The following is an 18,591-nucleotide window of genomic DNA, read 5'->3' as shown; positions in this document are numbered from 1 at the left end:
GCCGGTGCTGATGCTGATGTTGGTGTTGGTGTTGGTGCCGGAAAGTCCCCGAGGTGGCCGCTCCCGCTTCGCACCGATTACGACGTGCCTCTAATCCCCCGAATCCAGCGACGAATTAACGCGATATTGCATACGATCTCGCGATAGCGCTTCTCTCGTATTACCTTTCCCCATATGGTGACCGTGCCCTGCGAAAACATCCTGCGATAAACCATCGCATCCGGTATGTGGCCGCCAGCGACAGGGGAGAAGCCCATGGCCGCTTCACGATGGAGAACAGCTCGTCTCGCACTCGCCGTGCTGCTCACCTGCGTTCTGATCGCGGGCTCCACGGGCACCGCGACCGCCACGACGAGCGGAAACGCCCCGGTGAGCGCCTCCACCGCGAGGAGCCTCGACGACATCAACGAGGACATCCGCAGCGCCCAATACATCATCAACAGGTTCTGGGCAACGCACTGGTCGGAGTTCTTTCCCGGCAGGTATTCACCCCCGCGCGTTCTCGGCGCGTACGACGGCGCGTGGGGCAACGCGGTGACGTGCCGGGGATATCCCCTTCCCGATGACAACGCCCTGTACTGCTGGCCGCCCTACGACTTCGTCGCGTGGGACGTCGACCTCATGCGAATGGGATACCGGCAGGGGGACGCCTGGGTCTACCTGATCATCGCGCACGAATGGGCCCACGCCGTCCAAGCCCGCATTCCCGAAAGGCTGCTGTCCCGGCAGCTCGAACTCCAGGCCGACTGCCTCGCCGGAGCGACGCTTTTCGGAGCCGCCGAGGACGGCGTCCTGTTCTTCGAGACCGGCGACACCGAGGAGATCGCGGCGGCCCTGCGGGCACACGCCGACGACACCCCCTGGACCGACGTGAGCGACCACGGCACCGCCGCGCAGCGCCTGGGCGCCTTCAACCGGGGCGCGCGCCAGGGCGTGGCGGGATGCTTCGCGTGACGAGGGCGATCCCAGCTCGCGACCGCCAGAGCACCCGGCCCACCGCCGGGTAGGACCCCGGCCTGGGTGATGGAGGGGTCATCTGGGCCGGGGTCGTGAACCCCCTCACCCGCCGGACCGGTGTCGCTCACACCACTCCAGGATGTCGCGGACCTTGTGCACACAAACCCCGCACGCGGACCTTGTACGCGGACCTTGTACGCGGATCGATCCGCCCGCGCTCATCCCCCGGCCCGCGTGCGGGTCTCCCCTCCCGCACGCGGGCCCCGCCCCGCGCGAGTCCCCTCCTCCCGCGCGGGGCACGAATCCCGTCCTCACTCCCACGCCTCCTCCGTACGGGAACCGGATCCCCGTACGAGAACCGGTGGTTCAGACGCGGATGCTTCCGGCACGTTCCATCAGGGCGGCCAGGCGGTCCGCCCGTTCGGTGTCACCGGCGTGCAGGGAGGCGGTTCTGGCGATCTCCAGTGGCTCCATGGCCGCCGGGAGGCGGCCCGCGTCCATGAGGAGGTCCGCCCACTCCCCCGCCACGGCGGCCAGGTAGTCGTGGTCGGCGGCCTGGGCGTTCTCCGAGCGGGCCAGCCGGTGGCGGATCGTCACCGACTCGGCGTAGGCGGCGATGGCCTCCTCACGGCGTCCCAGCGCGGCCAGTTGCCAGCCGAGGCCGTGCAGCGCGGTGGCGAAGGCCACCGAGTAGGCGGGCGGGTTCTCCGTGGCGAGCCTGCGCCGGATCGAGACGGCTCTCGTGCTGTGGAGCACGGCGTCCTCCAGCCACCCCAGCGACGCCGTCCGCTGAGCCAGGGTGTGCAGCGCCATCGCGAGACTCGGCTCATGGGCCACCGGGTTCCGGACGGCGAGCCCCTCGTAGATGCCGACCGCCTCGCGTGCGGCGTCCAGGGCGGCCTCCGGTTCGCCGATCCGGCCCAGGTCGCAGGCGAGGCCGTTCAGCGAGCCCGCGAGGTGGGGCAGGTACTCGTCGGGACGCGCCTTGGCCAGTTCGCGCCTGACGGCCACCGCTTCGCGCCCCGCGTCGACCGCGTCGTGCCTACGGCCCAGCCGGACGTACCGCATCGCCGCACCGGCCAGGCACAGGGCCAGGTCGGAGAGGTAGGTGCCACGGTCGTCCTCGGCCAGCCGCCGGGTGATCTCCAGGGCCTCCTCGCTCGCGGCGAGCGCCTCCCCGTGGCGTCCGGCGGCTCCGAGCGCGCTGGAGCGGCGGCTCAGCGACAGTGCCCGGCGGCGCTCGCGGTCCGCGATCCCGCCGGGCTCACCGGAGGTACCCGGGGCACCGGCGGCGTCGCCGGAATCCGGATCCCCGACCGGTTTCCCCGCCGGGGATCCGGCCGGTTTCCCCGCTGGATTCCCGGCTGGTTTCCCGAGCGGGGATCCGGTCCGTTTTCCAAGCGGGGACCCGGCTGATTTCCCCGCCGGGGATCCGGTTGGCTTCCCGCGCGGTTCCCGGGGGAGTCGCGCGGCTCCCCCGCCGTCCTCCGCCTTCACCGGGGTCTCCCCCGGGTGCTCCGGTCCGCGGACCGGAAAGGGGTGGCGTTCATCCGTTCTCCTTGAGCGTGGGGGACTCTCCTTGAGCGGTGTCAACGGGATCCGTCTCGCTTCCTTTCACCGAACCGAGCCCATCTGCGGCGATGGCCAGGTCCTCCAACGTTTTGGAACGCTCCCATTCCCGGGGTGGCGAACCCCCGGGGCTCCTCGCCCCGCTATACGAAACAGCGCGTCGAGAGCCACCTCTTCCCGGTGGGAGACCCCCTGCCCCGGAGGCCGGAGGCGGTGTCGACGTCCTTCTTCCCGGGGAGCGGTTCCGCGCCCCGCGGGCCGTCCGGCAGCACCTGCCAGACGGGATCGCGCTGGATGACCGGCAGGTCCCGCTGGAACTCCCCCTCCGGGACCGGTGTCCAGAGTGTGCGGACGCCGTGCTCGTTGACGAGTTTCAGGTGGGTACGGCACCCGGGGCAGCGGATCCCTCCCGTGCCGAGGTCCTCGCGCCGGGCGGTGAAGTAGCCGTAGTGGTCCACACCCCGCTCGTCCCACGACAGGTTCATGTGCCGGTCCCAGTCGACCTTCGCGGGTGCCCTGCCCCGGGGAGCGCAGACCGGGCACGGCACCCGCATCTCATCCCAGAACCGCGAGACCGCCAGTTCGGGATCGTGGTGGCCGACGTGCTTCATCGTCCCGGCGCCGGTCCTGCCCGTGCCCTCCGGGGGTCTCCGGAACCGCGGGGCGGTGGTGACCGGGTCGGAGTGGTTGATGAGCCTGGCGAAGCGGTCGGCCTGGGCGTCGCCCAGGAGCGGGACGCCCAGGACGGCACGGGCGCTGAGGTGCTCCAGCCGCCGGATGCCCCCCGAGGGCCGGGCGGCGTACGCGGAGGTGATCATGGGTGGCGTGGAGCCGCGCGGCAGCAGCCACAGCGTGGCCAGCAGCTCGCTCACCGTCCAGAACGACGCGAAGTAGTCCGGCGCGGGATGGACGATGGCCCTGCCCGTCGCGATGATCTCGTACATCAGCCGCGCCACCCCCTCCCACATCTGCTGCCGCGTGACCACCTCGGCCGGATAGGAGTACTCGCGGGGCGGCACCATCCGCACGGTGACCGAGTGGGCCTTCTCGAAGGCCGCGCGCCACTCCCCGGCCTCCTGCCGGCGCTCGCCGTGGAAGCTGAGGAAGTAGTCGGCCGGGTCGTCGAACATCCAGTAGTGCCCCCCGGGGCCGGGCAGGCGCGGCGCGGGCGTCCGGGCCACGCCCAGCACGCGGCGCAGACGCCGCTCCAGCCACACGCCCAGCTCCGGGTTGCTCAGGGTCTCGCCGTGGACGGGGGCGTGGCTGGCGCGGGTCAGCACATTGCGCGGCAGCGGGGTACGGCTGAGAATGATGCTGCCGGGGTCGAGTTTGGCGCGCGTGTTGAAGGCCCCGTAGACGTCCTCGGGTCCCTCGACCGAGCAGTCCCACACGACGAAGGTCGACGCCCGCTGCGCCGCGATCGCGGTGGCCTGGCCCGCGCCGGGGAGGGCGACCGCCAGGCGGATCCCCAGCCTCGCGCAGATCGGCCGTATCCAGTTGTCCAGCAGGTCGTGGCCGCTCTCGGTCGGCGGCACGAAGGCCGTCAGGGTGGCGTTCACACGACCGCCCCGGCCGACCCGGCGTGCCCGTTCCCCCCGGCACGTACGACCGTCGCGCCTTGTACGACCCGCACGGTCCGCGGGACCCGCACAACCTGTACGACCCGCATGGCTTGTACAACCCGCACGGCCTGTACGGCCCGCGGGATCGCCACGACCGGTGGCCGACGGTACGCGTGGCCCGACGCCGGTCCACGGTGGTGGTGGCGTCGACGACGCCGACGGTGTTCCCTCCCGAGGTGGGATGTGATGCCCATCTGATGCTCTCCCCCCTGGCGTGACACTCCATGGACGACTGCCTCCGGCACCGGAGGATGCACGGCGTCCCCTCGTACGGTCACCCGTCCAGATGGGTTTCCAGAAGGGTGACCAGCTCGATGACGCCGTGGAAGGGGACAGGCGGCGCGGAGTCGTCGGACTCGACCGTCCCGGCGATATGACCGGTGGCGGTCCTCTGGACGTCGATGGTCAACCGCATTCCGGCCTCCTGTCGGCGGCGCCGCTCTCCCGGCGCTCTGGCAGGCGCCCACGGTAGTCGCCGGGAACCGGGAAGGCGTCCAGGTACCACCCCTACGGATGGCATGACGGACTTCGACACGCCCGCCTCCCGAGCGCGGCACCGTTCCCCGCACACCGCAAGCCGCACGCCGGGAATCGCGAGCCGGATGCCGGGAACCAAAACCCGCGAACCGGGTGCCAGGAGCCGGGTACTGGGAGCCCGGAGCAGCAACAGGAACCGCAACCCAGGGGCCGCAAGCCGGAAACCAACCAGGAATCGCGAACCGAGTGCCGCGAACCTGGTGCCAAAAGCCACAACCCATGAGCCGCGACCCATGAGCCGGTTATTCCTCCGGATCGGACAGGACGGCGCGGAGCTCGATCCGGTTGGTGACGTTCAGCTTCGCGTAGATGCGGTTCAGCTGCGTCTCCACGGTGCTGATCACCACCGAGCGCTTCTGCGCGATCTGGCGGGTGGTCATCCCCTCGCAGACCATCGCCACGACCTCGCGCTCCGCCCGGGTGAGGTTGCCGAAGGCGGCGTTGGGGCCGTCCACGGAAAGCCTGAGCTCCTCGGCCGTCTTCAGCGCGAGGGCGGCGTAGGCCGCGGCGCCGGTGCGGTTGAAGGCGACCAGTGCCCGCCTCAGCAGCCGTTCCGCCTCGGCGTGGCGGCCCCGGGCGTGCTGGGAGCGCGTCATCACCAGGTCGATCCTTCCGGCCTCGATCGGCAGGCCCACCTCGCGGGCCAGGGCGAGGGCCTCCTCGCACTCCCGTACGGCGCCCGCGTGGTCTCCCCGGGCGGCGGCGATCTGGCCCCGCACCCTGGCGATGGACATCAGCGTCGAGCGGCGCCCGCTCGACGCGGCCCTGTCGCTGAAGACGCCCAGCGAGTCCTCGGCCTCCTCGATCCGGCCGAGCTGGGAGAGCGCGTCGGCGCCGATCGGGCCGAACAGGTGGGTGCCCGGTTCCAGGGAGTCGTAGTGCGACTCGATGGCCTCGGCCGCGCTGAGCAGCCGCCGGACATCGCCCTGGGCCTGGGCGATCGACGCGCGCGCGCCCGCCGCGTAGGCGAGGCTCACCCTGCTCTCGACGATCGGCGCCCATTCCGCGGCCTGGCGGGCGTGCGCGCGCGCCAGGTCCCACTCGCCCCGGGCCGCGCGGGGGAAGCACGCCAGCGAGTGCAGGAGCGCGTAGTCCCAGACCCGCTCGTTCTCCTCGGCGTCGCCGACGGCGAGCCGGGTGAACTGGACGGCGTCGTCGAGCCTGCCCCGCCGGTACTCGACCTCGCCCAGGAAGCCGAGTGCCTGGCCGACCCGCAGCGCCTCGCCGCGCGTGGCCCGCGCGACGCTGTCGCGCAGGTCGGTGGAGGCGCCTTCGAGGTCGTCGGTCCACAGCCGGATCATCCCTCGGGCCACCAGCCCGTCCAGCCCGGCCACCGAACCCGGCAGGTCGGCGTCCGTCAGGGACGCCAGCGCCTCCTCCGCCCGCCCGGCCAGGGTCCAGCCCAGGGACTGGGCGAACCAGGCGAACGCGCGCACCCACGGCTCGTGGCTGCCCGCCGCGACGGCCGCCGTACCGTACTCGACCATCTCGGGGTAGGAGATCTCGACCACCCCGATGATCGCCAGCTGGGCCGCGACGCGCGCCCGCAGGTCCGCGGGCGCGTGCGGGTTCTCCTCGCTGTCGCGTCCGGCGGCGCCCAGTGCCTGGACCAGCAGCAGCTTGGCCTCCGCGACGCGCCCGGAGATCAGGGCCTGGTAACCGGCGACGTAGTCGCGCCAGGGACCTCGCGGCGCGGCGAGGACCTCGCTCTCGTAGCGCCGGGCGACGGTGGCGTCACCGGAGACGAGCAGGGTCTCCACCGCCGTCAGCAGGCGGGCCACCCGGTCGGGTCCGGGCGGGGTCAGCTCCACGGCGTGGCGGGCGTACACCGCCGCCAGGGGAAGCCTGCCCCGCGACAGCAGGGACTGGGCCTCCTCCTGGGCCAGCGCGGCGAGCTCGCCGTCCGTACCGCCGCCGGACGCCGCGATCCCGTGCCACAGCGCGCCGGGACCGCCGAGCAGTGCGGCGCTGCGATGCAGGGCGCGGCGGCGCTCGACGCCGGAGTCGTAGTAGATGCGGTCCCAGACGAGGAGGGTGGTGAACGCGAACTCCTGCCCCGCCGTCCCGGGGATCTCCTTGACCAGCCCGGCGCCGACGGCCTCCGCGAGGGGCGTCGTGGCGTCGGCGATGCCGGAGAGCGCGCGCAGGTCGGCCAGGCCGAAGCGGCGGCCGAGCACCGCCGCCGCGCCGACGACCTCGCGGGTACGGCGCTCACACGACGCCAGCCGCGCCACGACGGCCTGCGTCATGCCGCGGGGGGCGGGCAGCGGGCCGTTGCCGAAGTTGATCGAGTGCATCTCCACCTGGTCCAGCAGGAGGAGCGAATGCAGCGCGTTGCCGTCGGTGTGCTCGTGCAGCCTCCTCGCGCCGGAGGGGGTGAGCCCGTCGTGGCCGCTCGCGACGGCGAGCCTCACGAGATCGTCGGCGGGAAGCCCCTCGACCTGGAGCAGGCGCCCCTGCGCCGAGTCGAAGATGCGGCTCCAGCCCTCGTGGAGCTCCAGGCGGGGCGCGTCCGGCACCGCTCCCGTCGCGTACCCGGGAGCCTGGTGGACGACCAGGAGCATGACCTGGGCGTTGCGCAGGCGCCGGGCCGCCAGGCGGAGTGCGGCCATCGACTGCCGGTCGCCGCAGTGCGCGTCGTCGACGACCACGATCAGCGCGTCCGCGGCGGCGAACTCCGCCGCGAGGGCCTGGCCGATGAAGGCGGCCTCGGCCTGGCCCGCCAGTGTCCTGGCGAGCACCGGGGTCGGCAGCTGCTCGGCGATCTGTTCCAGCACACCCCAGGGGTGGGCGAGCGCGTCCTCGTCGCCGAAGGCGCGAACGGTCCGCACGCCGGGCACGGTACGCAGGAAGCGCTCGACCAGCTCGGTCTTGCCGATCCCCGACGTCCCCCGGATCCCCACGATCCGCGCGTCACGGCGTCTGGCCTCCCCCCACGCCTCGCCGAGGAAGTCGAGCTCCCGCTTCCGGCCGATGAACAGCGGAGAGGTTCTGCCGTACAACGCAGCGCTCCCTTTTTCACGATTCACATGTTCTTGACGGCGATTATGGTTCAGGAATCAACCTGTCGGCATGGATTTCATCTGAAGATTTTTCACAAAACGGATCCGAATGAATTTCACATTGTCCGCGCACCCGCTGGATTCCCCTGTCCTCGCGGGTGCGGGACGCCTTCGGAAACAGGCTGCGACCACCCGGACACACTGGGAATCCGTCACCCGGAAGATCTCCGGCGCCCCTCGCCACCTGGTATTCACCGGGTTCCATGCGGGTTTCCCCTGGAAAGGAACGGCGGTTCACGGATACGGCCGACCACAAAGAGGTCGCGACCATTGATTACCGCACGCGCGACGCGGATTTCGCGCGATCGGCGTTTTCTGCGCTCGGTAAGTATGCGGTGACACGAAGTATCCAATACCTCGCACATTACGCGGGGAAGCACACCACGGATACGGTGTGCGATTTCCCGGCCACGGTACGAGGCGCGCCACACTTTAACCTAGGAACTTTGATGGCATTTAGAACGACAAGGGGCGTTTAGCCCCTAAAGTCCGACTCTCGCGCGGACGCCGATCACCCCGGGGCGGAGATCCCGCCCCGGCTCCTGCGGCACAGGACCGAAGCATCCTCGTGTCGCGGGACTGGGGAGCGAAGGAGTAGCCCCGACCACGCCGGGACCGCGGGGTCCTGATACCGCCCGCTTCCCGGCGGCGGTCCGGCACCGGGCCACTCGCCGGAGAGGCATTTCCAGAAATTTCCGGGTCTGGGAGAAATGATGCTGGCGCCTTCGACATGGACGGGTGTCCACGAACCCCATCAGAGGAGGCGTCCTGCCATGGGAACCGCCCGTGCGTGACGACCGAAGAACCCGGTTCGAGAAGGTCTATCTCGACACGTACGAACAGATCCTCGGCTACGCGATGCGCCGCTGCGACTCCCCGGAGGACGCGGCCGACGTGGTGGCCGAGACGTTCGAGATCGCGTGGCGCCGGGTGGACGACCTGCCGCCCGGCGAGCAGGCCAGGCTGTGGCTGTACGGCGTGGCGCGCAACGTCCTCGCCAACCACCGCCGGGGGCTGATACGCCGTCACACCCACCAGACGGCACTACGCGAGAACATCGCCGATCTCTACGCCCACACGTCCCCGACCGGGGAAGAGTCGGAGCTCAGGGCGATAGGACAGGTCTTTCGTGAACTGTCCGACGACGATCGCGAGCTGCTGTCACTCGTGGCCTGGGAGGGCCTGGACGCCGGGGAGATCGCGTCCGCCCTGGGCCGCTCCCGCAACGCCGTACGCATCCGGCTCCACCGGGCCCGCAAGCGCTTCTCGCACGGGCTGGCGAGGGCCGGGATCGAATTCACCCCGACGAGCCGGGCCGCGCGGGTCCCGACATGGAGGTCCTCGTGAAGCACACCGATGAGCCGGTGATCCCGCCGGCCCGCGTTCGCGACGACGAACTGGCCGGACAGGCGTCCGCCGCAGGGGCGCGGGCGCTGCTGGCGTCGATCACGTCCGAATCCGGGTCCGAGATCTCCGCGGCCTCGCCGTCATCCGGGTCCGAGGTCCCCGCGGCCTCGCCGTCGCGCCGACGGGCGTGGCGAGCGCGCCTGGTGGCCGGGGCACTCACCGCCGGGGTGCTCGTCGCCGGGGTCGTCGCAGGCCCCGGCCTGCTGCGCGACGGGAGCGCCACGAGCTACGCGAACTCCGCCGTCGACATCGTGCTGGACGGCGAGCAGTACGTCGCCCGCATCAAGGACCCGTTCGCCGACCACGCCAGGTACACCGAGGCGTTCCGCGCGGTCGGCCTGAACATCACGCTGCGCCCGGTACCCGTCTCGCGGGGCAGCGTGGGAGAGATCATGGGAATGATCATCACGGGTGACGACGAACCCGACAGGGGCGCGACGCCGGATCCCTCCGGCCCCCGGTTCGGCGGCGTCCCCCTCACCATGGAGACGGCCCCCAAGGGATGCGAGCCGGGAAAGGACGCCGGTTGCGTGATGGTGATGCGGATTCCCTCCGGCTTCACCGGCAGGGTGGACGTCAGGCTGGGGCGCCAGGCGAGACAGGGAGAGGAGTACGCGAACTTCGACCTGGCCATGGCCCCCGGTGAGATGTTCGCGGGGGTCCGGCTGAGGAACGGCCGTCCGCTGGACGAGATCCTGACCGAGGCGCGGAACCGCGACCTGGCCACGGTGTTCAGCCTCGTCCGGATCGACGCGAAGACGGGCGGGCTGTCCTTCGAGCCGCTCCCCGCCGATCGGGTCGGACGTGACTGGACCGTCTGGAACGCCTGGCAGGTGAAGGCCGGGACGATCCGGCTGCTCGTCACGCCCGAGCGGCTGCCCGAGAACCCGTTCTACAACGGAAGCGCGCCGCCTCCCGCCTCCTGACCGGGCGGGAACCGGATCCGGCTCAGCCGATGTCGAGGACCGCCTTGCCGTGCAGCCGTCGGCCGAGGAGGGCCTCGATCGCCTCCGCGGCCCTATCCCAGCCACCCCGCCAGGCGACCTGCGGATCCAGGTCGCCGGTCGCCACCTGCCCGGCCAGCCAGGTCAGGTCCGTGTCCAGCCCGGGGCCGGGCAGCAGGTAGAAGGTGACGATCGAGCGGTCGTGGCGGCCCTGGTCGCCGATCAGCGCCCCGGGCGGGAAGTGCTCGGCCTCGTCCGTCACGTGCCCGACGGACACCAGCGTGCCACCCGCGGCGAGCTTGCCGAAGGCGTCCACCAGCTGGGGTCCGCCGACCAGTTCCACGACGCCGTCCACCGGGTGGCCGACCCCGGAGGGCTCGGTCACCACCTCGTGCGCGCCCAGTGCCCGCAGGCCGTCCCCGTGCGCGGCCGGGTCACCGGTGGATGCCGTCACGTGCGCGCCGCCGAGCCGGGCGAGTTGCACGACGTACCGCCCGACCCCGCCGGTGGCGCCGGTGACCAGCACCCGCTTCCCGAGGATGGGACCGAGCCGTCGCAGGGCCCGCAGCGCGCTGGCGCCCGCCACCGGGACCGTGCTGACCGTGCCGAGGTCGGCGCCGCGCGGCACCGTACCGATCAGCCCCGTGTCGACGGCCCGGAACTCCGCCCACGCGCCGTCACCGGCGAGTGTCACCACCGGGGTGCCCTTGGCCGGACCGGAGCCGTCGGCGGCGGCCCGCTCCACCACCCCGGCCGCGTCCCAGCCCGGCACCGTGCCCTCGGGGGCGTTCTCCAGACCGGATTTCACCTCGCCGTAGTTGAGGGAGGTCGCCGTCACCCGGATCAGCGCCTGGTTCGGGGCGGGATCGGGGTCGGGGACCTCACCGGACCGCAGCCCCCCGGGCGCGGAACGATCGACAAGCAGAGCACGCATGGGTCATACACCTTTCGCGGAGGACATCGACAACCACGATAACGCCACTGAGTGGCATAAACCTACAAGAGGCATTTGCGTTCCGCTACACTGGCCGTGATGACCACCCAGCCCTCGCCGCCCTCACCGGCCGCCGCAGCCGCGCCTCTCGCACCGATCGCCCTGGCCGATCGGCTGCCACTGCGCGAACGCAAGAAGCTGCGCACCCGCCAAGCACTGATCGACACCGCCCTGGAGCTGTTCACCGAGCGGGGTTTCGACGGCACGACGCTCGACGACCTGTGCGAGGCGGTCGAGGTCTCCAAACGCACCTTCTTCCGCAACTTCAGCAGCAAGGAGGACGTGGCGACGGCCCCCCTCCACGACATGTGGACGGCCCTCCTCGACGACCTCGAATCCTGCGACCCCGGCGGCCGTCCCGTCCTGGAGATGCTGCAGGACACCCTGCTCGCCACCCTTGATCGCATGACGACCGAGGACTGGGCGCGCCGTGTCCGGCTCAGCCACCGGCTCGCGGAGAAGACCCCTTCGATGGGCGCGCACGGCCTGCATTTCTGCGATCGCACCAGCCGCGCCGCACTCGCGATCCTGCACCGCAGGCTCACCCTGGCCGACCCGTACGACCTGCGCCCACGGCTCGCCCTCGACATGATCGTCGCCGCGTTCAACCGCGCCCTGGAGACGTGGGCGGCCCGGCCCGGCTCGGGCACCCGCGCCGAGCTGGCCGCCCACGTCCGCGACGCCTTCACCGCGATCCCGGGCACCCTCACCCTGACCGTGGGCCTGCGAGACGAGACCTGAGCGGTTCGTCCTCGCCGCGTAGCTCACTCAGTGGAGTTCGTCGAGCTTCCCGACGAGGGTACGAAGCTCGCGGTCGGCACGGCGGGTCATGGGCAGCATCACGGCTTCCAGGAACTCCCGCGCCTGACGAGGATCACCGCAGCACTCCCATATGCCGCAGCCACCGTCTTCGTCGATCCGGAGCCGGTGATACGGATGACGAACGAAATTCCGCCAATGCCGTACGGCGGCCGTGACACCCGGCCACAGACAGTTCCTGTCGCGCTCGATCCTGGCGATCTCCGACAGCGCCCGTGAGGAAAGACCGCCGACGGCGGGCCGGTTCTCCCGCGCCCGGCGCCGAAGAAGGTGATCGGTGCGCACCCGTCCGGGCCGTCTCTGCCGGAGGCGCCATCTCCGGCGCGGCACCGAGCGAGAGACCCGGACGCCACGACGGCTCGAAGACCGCGTCTCCGGGCACGGCGATGGGTCCTTCCCGCCCGCGACCTGCCGAGATCCATGCCACCCGCAAGCGGGGACGAAGGCCCCCTCCTTCTCGACACCTTCTCTCCCTGCTGTACAGTCACCCACCATGAAAACCGTTCCCATTTTCATGGTGGGTCCCCTCCTCCTCGTGCTCGCCGCCTGCGGGAGCGCGAGCGGCACGTCCACCGGTGCCGTCGGCGAAGCCACGCCCACGCCCGTATCCGCACCCACGCCCGTCGTCACGGAGCTGACGAGTTGCGGCCTGCCCCTCAAGGTCGCCGCACCGCCGCGCCGGGCGGTCTCCATGGAACAGAACGCGACAGAGATCATGCTGACGCTGGGACTCGCCGACCGGATGGTGGGCACGGCGTACCGGACGGACCCGGTGCTCCCCGACCTCAAGGCCGACTACGACAAGGTTCCCGTCCTCGCGGCCCAGTACCCCGGCCGCGAGGCCCTGCTGGCCGCGGGGCCGGACTTCGTCTACTCGATGCGCGCCTCCGCCTACGCGCCGGACGCCGGTGGGGCCAGGAAGGATCTGGCCGGACTCGGGATACCGGCCTACCTCTCCTCCAACGACTGCGAGGACCCCGGCCTGATCCCCTCCTCCGTCACGTTCGACGCCATCTTCGGTGAGATCGGCGACATCGCGAAGATCTTCGGTATCCCGGAGCGTGGCGAGAGCGTGGTGGCCGACCTGCGCAAGCGGCTCGACACGGCCAAGACCATGGCCAAGGACGTGACCGGCGCGAGCCCGGACGTGAAACTGATGTGGTACTACTCCGGGACGAAGACCCCGGCCATCGCGGGCCGCGGCGGGCTGCCCGACACCACCGGCACGTTCCTCGGCGCGGGAAACGCCTTCTCCGACATCACCCAGCAGTGGTCCGAGGGAAGCTGGGAGAAGATCGCCGAGCGCGACCCGGACGTGATCGTGCTGGCCGACCTCACCCGTGGCGGTGACGGCGACAGCGCCGAGGCCAAGATGAGCTTCCTGCGCTCCGACCCCGTCGCCTCCCGGCTCACGGCGGTTAGGAAGAATCGCTTCATCGTCGTGCCCGGATCGGCCATGGACCCCTCGATCAGAAGCGTCAGCGCCGTGGAGCAGGTGGGCAAGGGCCTGCGGGACCTCTACGGCTGACCCCGTACACCGCACACCGCACCTCGCGGACCACAGAACCGCACGACCGCACACCGTGTGACCATGCCGCCGCATGATCGCACCACCGTACGACCGCACACCATGTGACCGCACCGCCGCACGACCGCACCGCCGCACTACCGCCGACCTTCCCGGAGAGCATGATGACCACCCCCACCGATCTCCCCATTCCCTCCGCCGCTCCCGTGACCTCGCGGGACCTGTTCTCCTCCTGGGAGGAGCAGCAGGCCGCCTACGTGGCCCACCGCGAGAACCGCTTCCAGGTGATGCTCGACGTGCTCGATCTGCACTGCCCCGACGAGCCCACCGTGCTCGACCTGGCCTGCGGGCCCGGCTCGATCAGCGAACGCGTACTGAGCCGCTTTCCCCGGGCCCGCGCCGTCGCCGTCGACTACGACCCCGTACTGACACAACTCGCGCGCTCGGTCCTGGCGCGCCACGACGATCGCGCCACCGTGGTCGAGGCAGACCTGGCGCACGCGGGCTGGTCGTCGGCGCTGCCCGGATCGAGCTTCGACGTGGTGCTGACCTCCACGGCGCTGCACTGGCTCTCCCCCGGGCAGCTCCTGGAGGTGTACGCCGAGCTGGCGCGGCTGCTGCCGCCCGGTGCCGTGTTCCTCAACGCCGACCACCTGCGCTTCGGCGACGGGCATCCGACGCTGCGGCATCTGTCGGCCGCCCACGACGCCGCCGTACAGCGGGCGGCCTTCGCCGACGGCGCCGCCACGTGGGAACGGTGGTGGGCCATGACGGCTCACCACCCCGAGCTGGCTCCCCTGCTGCCCGAACGCGAGCGACGATTCGCCGACCGCCCGCCGCAGCCCCCGGCACCGCTGGAGTTCCACCTCGCGGCGCTGCGCACCGCGGGCTTCGCCGAGGTGGGAACCGTCTGGCAGTACCTGGACGACTACGTCGTCTTCGCCCGGCGGTGACCTCCGATGACCTCTCGCGTACCACCGAGACACCGGATCCCGAAGCCCCGGTGGGGAGCCGGGGTGAGCGGTGACCTCTGACGACTCCGTGCGTACCACCACGACGGCCGTACCCGCCGATCCCGAGGCACCCGCCACGCCTTCACGAGCGGCGCGGCGGGGCACCGTCGCGGCTTCACGGACCCGGCGGCGACGCGCTCTCTCGGCGGGCGGCGCGGGGCTGGTGCTGCTGCCGCTGTCGGTGGCGCTCGCGGTGACCGTCGGGGCGGCGGGCCTGTCGGTGGGCGACGTGTGCCAGATCATCGCCGCGCACCTCGGCCTCCCGGTGGAGTCCCCGAGCCCGCTGCGGGACGCGATCGTCTGGGAACTGCGCCTGCCACGGGTGCTGCTGGCGACGCTGGTCGGTGGCGGCCTGGCCATGTGCGGGGCGGTCCTGCAGACGTTGACCCGCAACCCGCTGGCCGACCCCTACCTGCTCGGCATCTCCTCCGGGGCGTCCACCGGGGCGGTGGCCGTCCTGATCCTCGGCCTGGGGTCGGGGGCCGCGGCCGCCCTGACGGCGGGCGCCTTCGCCGGAAGCCTGGCGGCCTTCTGCTGCGTGCTCATCCTCGCCGGTGCGACACCGGGCGGCTCCCTCCGCGTCGTGCTGGCGGGGGTGGCGGTCTCGCAGCTGTTCGGCGCGCTGACCAGCCTGGTCGTCATCTGGGCCGGTGACGCGCAGAGCACCCGGGGCGTGACGTTCTGGCTGCTGGGCTCCCTCGCCTCGGCGACCTGGGGAACCGCCCTTCTCTGCGCGGGGGTGACGGTGGTCGGCCTGGCGGTGTGCTGGGCCGCCTCCCCCGCCCTGGACGCCCTGGCCTTCGGACGCGAGGTCGCCGCTTCGCTCGGCGTCGCCCCGGGCAGAACGCAGCTCGTCCTGCTCGTCACCACCGCGCTGAGCACCGCGGTCCTCGTCGCCGCGAGCGGCGCCATCGGGTTCGTGGGCCTGGTCGTCCCGCACGCCGTCCGCTTCCTGGTGGGCATCCGCCACCGCGTGCTGCTCCCGGCCTGCGCGCTGTATGGGGCGATCTTCCTGCTGTGGGCCGACACTGCCGCGCGCACGCTGTTCTCCCCGCGCGAGGTACCCGTCGGGGTACTCACCGCCCTGATCGGCGTCCCGGCATTCGCCATCATCATGCGCGGAAAGAGCGCCAGATCATGAGATCCGGACACCAGTGACCGTCAAAGCGGATGGGACCTCGCTTACACCTACTCCGCCCAGCCTGACGCCTCTGTGTCAACAGGCGAGTGGTTGTTCGATCGTGGCGACAGCCCGGACCAGTGCGGCGGTATCGGAGAGATCGGGGGCTGAGACTACCCCGCCATCTTTAGTAGAGCGCGCATTGTTTCGGCGGGCGTAACACATCGAAAACCGGTGTCATCGTCCATCATGTCGATCGACGCGTCATTGAATGTGGACGGAGTAGCTCTAACGAAGGGACTCGTAAAAGCGCTTCCCTTGAGTTCGCATCGATCTTGACCGGAGCTGGTGGACAACCATTCCCAGGCATTGCCACACATGTCGTACACGCCATATGGGCTGGCGCCGCTGTGGTAACGACTTACCGGCGTGGTCTTACCGATTCCCGCTTCGCGGACGTTGCACTTCGCGGGAGTGAGCTGGTTCCCCCACGGATAGACATCACCTCTGACGCCTCGCGCAACCTTCTCCCACTGCTCACTGGTCGGCAGCACTTTGGCTGTCCACTCTGCATAAGCAGAGGCATCGCGCCATGTGACGAACACGACCGGATGGTCAAAAATCTCATCGGAAGGCCCGCCGTCGCCGCCCCAGTGTTGCGGCCTTCTGTGGTCAGTGGCCGCAACGAAACGCGCATAGTCGGCATTGGTTGTGGGAAATACATCGCTGTAAAATGCTGGCAGATAGACTGGTTCGTTGGCAGGGCCATGGAGGTGGATCCCAGCGTCAATGAGCGTCATCAGCTTGCCGTCAATGGGGTGACGCACCTGATGCTGCCCGCCGGGCAGAGGGATCCCCGAGCCGGAAGGCACCACGTCTGTGGCCTCATCGGACGACTGAATACCTGAAGCGGTTATCAGGCCGGAAAATCTCGCCTGAACGTCGGAGCTTGAGGCGGACAGCGATGAGTCGAGAGCGGCCTGGTTAACGGGACGCGGGTGAATGCCCTCGGCTCCCGCCTCCCATTTTGACACCATGCGCTCGCTTACTCCGAGATGTGCGGCGAATGCCCGGATACTCATTCGCTTCGCTTCACGGAGTGCCCTTATCTCCACACCGGACCATATCCGAACTATCGGCATCATTTCCTCACCTACAGCTGTTCCGGCGGGATTTCCTCGTACTCTTTTCTGAGTGTCTCAAAAATGGGATGATCATCGACCAGTCGCACCCGGTCGATAGTGGAAATCGGCCGCACGCCTATCGTGGTGTTTGTGGCGAAGGCGGCATGCATGGCAGGAACGTCACGAATATTCACCGGAGCGGTTATCGCATTGTCGTAAACCTGGTTCAGCAGCCTCATCGTCACCCCCGGGAGCACCTCGGCGTCTGGCCAGATGACACGCTCTCCATCGAAGAACCCGATGTTCCACGTTGCCCCTTCGGACACGAAGGAAGCGTTGTCAACGAAAAGCGTGTCGTCATATCCTTGCATCTGCGCCTGCCGCCGATGCCATACGGATCCCAGCAACCCCACATGTTTCACTTCCGGCAGGTCGCGGCGGTAACAAACCGTTTGCACACGGATCGGGGCAGGAGGCCATGACATAGCGGGCCGAGTGGTAACCAATATGCTCGGCTCCGCCGACGATCCAGGGTGCCCAAGATCAAGGGCGGGATCAAAAACAGTCACGCGAACGACGAACGCCCCCGACTCTCCCCTGACGGCACGCCGAACAAACTCCCGGACCCGCTCCCTGTCTAGGCTCACGTCGAACAAGCGTTGACAATCGCGTACAAGACGGTCCAAGTGGTGAGAAAAACCCCTAATGCGCTGACCGTGAACACGCATAGACGTGAAGTGGCCGTAGTTGATGAGGGCCAGCGCCTGCAAATCCTCTGAGGTCACCGGCGTTCCGTTGAGTTCCGTCATGCCTTGATTCTTACACCAGCGACAATCGCGGGACAGCCCGAAGTGCAGTGGGAGTTCAGCGCTGGGGCCACAAGGAGACATGGGAAGACCCTTGCCCCTCGGCGAGTCTGGATAGGCACCCGAGAAGCCGTGCTCCCTTCGGCCGAAGTGAGAGCACAGAGAGACACGGGTTCAGCACGGTAAGCGATATAGGCCGATGGCATGGCCCGAGCCCGCACTCCCGCGAGCAGAGGGAAAGCCACGACACCGACATAGCGGACCCGCTTCAGTGCGCCAACACTGGGCGAGTCCTAGCCCGCACGCTGGAGGTGCGATCCGTGGATCACCCTGAATCTGTTCCATCCCTCGTTGACGAGGCGGTGGTGGAGAACCATGACAGGGCGCTGGCCGTCGTGCAGCGACTGTTGCGACAGCATGGGATTCGCGCGCACCGTCACCACACGATCAGTCTCGGACTGGTCGCCGATCGCGCGGCTCAGTGGCCCGATCAGCCCCCTGTGAAGTCGTCGATAGAACGGCATCCGCCTGTGCTGTCCGTGCGCGGGCTCCATGGCTGGCCGGGTGTGACGGTGACGATCGGGGAGCGTTCCGGCTGTTATCTCGTCTCCGTTGGCAACGGCACCGCTGTTGAGATGGTGCGCCGTGATCAGCCGGAGAAGGTCCTGGGTGTCATCCTCGCGAAAAGGCGCCAACTGTGACCGCGTACGGCTGGATCGTCCTGGGCGAGATGGCCATGAAGACGATCAACGGCAGGGATGTCATCGTCATGGCCAAGCCGGACGACATCCGTGAGGCCATCGCGGCGCGCGAGGCTGTCGAGCGCCAGCGGATGCTCAGCGACCTGGGCAATCTCGCGCGTCTGGTCGACGGCGCGATGACCCGCCTGCAGATCCAGCTCAACACCCGGGGCGGTTATGCCGCAAGGCGCCTCCAGGGACCTGGCGACCTCTGATGCGTCCTCCCCCGGCCTGGCGGCCTCGGTGTCGTCTGGCCGGGGTGGGCCGGTCGCCGCGTGGGGGTAGCCGATCTGGCGGTCGGTGCCCTCGCACCAGGTGCGCGGCTCGCGTTTGAAGACCTTGCCCGAGA

At 69.9% G+C, this 18,591-nt stretch carries 17 protein-coding genes; 10 read left to right on the top strand and 7 right to left on the bottom strand.

Annotated elements, in window-relative coordinates:
- Positions 1 to 255: 255 nt before the first annotated feature.
- Positions 256 to 954, top strand: a complete 699-nt coding sequence (locus ABD817_RS20505) for a neutral zinc metallopeptidase (protein ID WP_344919634.1) — start codon at positions 256 to 258, stop codon at positions 952 to 954.
- A gap of 369 nt (positions 955 to 1,323) precedes the next feature.
- Here the strand turns inward: ABD817_RS20505 and ABD817_RS20500 are convergent, their stop codons facing one another.
- The 4 genes from ABD817_RS20500 to ABD817_RS20485 form a co-directional block, all read right to left on the bottom strand.
- Entirely contained in the window at positions 1,324 to 2,454 is a 1,131-nt protein-coding gene (locus ABD817_RS20500; RefSeq protein WP_344919633.1) for a tetratricopeptide repeat protein, read from the bottom strand.
- A gap of 215 nt (positions 2,455 to 2,669) precedes the next feature.
- Complete coding sequence (locus ABD817_RS20495; RefSeq protein WP_344919632.1) at positions 2,670 to 4,085, bottom strand: hypothetical protein; 1,416 nt, start codon at positions 4,083 to 4,085, stop codon at positions 2,670 to 2,672.
- A gap of 337 nt (positions 4,086 to 4,422) precedes the next feature.
- Positions 4,423 to 4,563 carry a hypothetical protein gene (locus tag ABD817_RS20490; RefSeq protein ID WP_329082214.1) on the bottom strand — a complete coding sequence of 47 codons (141 nt, stop codon included), beginning with the start codon at positions 4,561 to 4,563 and terminating at the stop codon, positions 4,423 to 4,425.
- Between the two features lie 364 nt (positions 4,564 to 4,927).
- Positions 4,928 to 7,687 carry a helix-turn-helix transcriptional regulator gene (locus tag ABD817_RS20485; protein WP_344919631.1) on the bottom strand — a complete coding sequence of 920 codons (2,760 nt, stop codon included), beginning with the start codon at positions 7,685 to 7,687 and terminating at the stop codon, positions 4,928 to 4,930.
- An 846-nt stretch (positions 7,688 to 8,533) separates the two neighbouring features.
- Here ABD817_RS20485 and ABD817_RS20480 point away from each other — a divergent pair.
- Both ABD817_RS20480 and ABD817_RS20475 read left to right on the top strand, forming a co-directional pair.
- Entirely contained in the window at positions 8,534 to 9,094 is a 561-nt protein-coding gene (locus ABD817_RS20480) for an RNA polymerase sigma factor (protein ID WP_344919630.1), read from the top strand.
- Positions 9,091 to 10,080 carry a hypothetical protein gene (locus tag ABD817_RS20475; protein WP_344919629.1) on the top strand — a complete coding sequence of 330 codons (990 nt, stop codon included), beginning with the start codon at positions 9,091 to 9,093 and terminating at the stop codon, positions 10,078 to 10,080. Before ABD817_RS20480 ends, ABD817_RS20475 begins: the two co-directional genes overlap by 4 nt.
- 22 nt (positions 10,081 to 10,102) lie before the next feature.
- Here the strand turns inward: ABD817_RS20475 and ABD817_RS20470 are convergent, their stop codons facing one another.
- Entirely contained in the window at positions 10,103 to 11,032 is a 930-nt protein-coding gene (locus ABD817_RS20470) for a zinc-binding dehydrogenase (RefSeq protein WP_344919628.1), read from the bottom strand.
- Positions 11,033 to 11,131: 99 nt separating this feature from the next.
- On the opposite strand from ABD817_RS20470, the gene ABD817_RS20465 reads away from it, so the two are divergent.
- The 5 genes from ABD817_RS20465 (at position 11,132) to ABD817_RS20445 (ending at position 15,593) form a co-directional block, all read left to right on the top strand.
- Positions 11,132 to 11,833: a TetR/AcrR family transcriptional regulator gene (locus ABD817_RS20465; protein ID WP_344919627.1), complete on the top strand. Its 702-nt coding sequence runs from the start codon at positions 11,132 to 11,134 to the stop codon at positions 11,831 to 11,833.
- 30 nt (positions 11,834 to 11,863) lie between these two features.
- Positions 11,864 to 12,130 (top strand): hypothetical protein, encoded by a 267-nt coding sequence (locus ABD817_RS20460; protein WP_344919626.1) that lies wholly within the window; start codon positions 11,864 to 11,866, stop codon positions 12,128 to 12,130.
- 274 nt (positions 12,131 to 12,404) lie between these two features.
- Positions 12,405 to 13,439: an ABC transporter substrate-binding protein gene (locus ABD817_RS20455; RefSeq protein WP_344919625.1), complete on the top strand. Its 1,035-nt coding sequence runs from the start codon at positions 12,405 to 12,407 to the stop codon at positions 13,437 to 13,439.
- Between the two features lie 104 nt (positions 13,440 to 13,543).
- The gene (locus tag ABD817_RS20450) at positions 13,544 to 14,392 is read left to right on the top strand and encodes a class I SAM-dependent methyltransferase (RefSeq protein WP_344919623.1); all 849 of its coding nucleotides are present in this window, start codon (positions 13,544 to 13,546) and stop codon (positions 14,390 to 14,392) included.
- A 70-nt stretch (positions 14,393 to 14,462) separates the two neighbouring features.
- Positions 14,463 to 15,593 carry a FecCD family ABC transporter permease gene (locus ABD817_RS20445; RefSeq protein WP_344919622.1) on the top strand — a complete coding sequence of 377 codons (1,131 nt, stop codon included), beginning with the start codon at positions 14,463 to 14,465 and terminating at the stop codon, positions 15,591 to 15,593.
- Between the two features lie 152 nt (positions 15,594 to 15,745).
- Here the strand turns inward: ABD817_RS20445 and ABD817_RS20440 are convergent, their stop codons facing one another.
- Together ABD817_RS20440 and ABD817_RS20435 are read right to left on the bottom strand one after the other, a co-directional pair.
- The gene (locus ABD817_RS20440; RefSeq protein ID WP_425583392.1) at positions 15,746 to 16,654 is read right to left on the bottom strand and encodes an SUMF1/EgtB/PvdO family nonheme iron enzyme; all 909 of its coding nucleotides are present in this window, start codon (positions 16,652 to 16,654) and stop codon (positions 15,746 to 15,748) included.
- A 71-nt stretch (positions 16,655 to 16,725) separates the two neighbouring features.
- Complete coding sequence (locus tag ABD817_RS20435; protein ID WP_344919621.1) at positions 16,726 to 17,505, bottom strand: aminotransferase class IV family protein; 780 nt, start codon at positions 17,503 to 17,505, stop codon at positions 16,726 to 16,728.
- 317 nt (positions 17,506 to 17,822) lie between these two features.
- Here ABD817_RS20435 and ABD817_RS20430 point away from each other — a divergent pair, with 317 nt between their 5' ends.
- Complete coding sequence (locus ABD817_RS20430; RefSeq protein WP_344919620.1) at positions 17,823 to 18,203, top strand: hypothetical protein; 381 nt, start codon at positions 17,823 to 17,825, stop codon at positions 18,201 to 18,203.
- Positions 18,200 to 18,457: a hypothetical protein gene (locus ABD817_RS20425; RefSeq protein ID WP_344919619.1), complete on the top strand. Its 258-nt coding sequence runs from the start codon at positions 18,200 to 18,202 to the stop codon at positions 18,455 to 18,457. The genes ABD817_RS20430 and ABD817_RS20425 overlap by 4 nt, the downstream gene beginning before the upstream one ends.
- The last annotated feature ends 134 nt before the right edge of the window (positions 18,458 to 18,591 follow it).

Origin of the sequence: Streptosporangium oxazolinicum, assembly GCF_039537505.1 — a bacterium.
In the GTDB taxonomy this organism is placed as follows: Bacteria; Actinomycetota; Actinomycetes; order Streptosporangiales; family Streptosporangiaceae; genus Streptosporangium; species Streptosporangium oxazolinicum.
The sequence above is the reverse complement of the archived record's forward strand: the minus strand, read 5'-3'. Positions and strand labels throughout refer to the sequence as shown.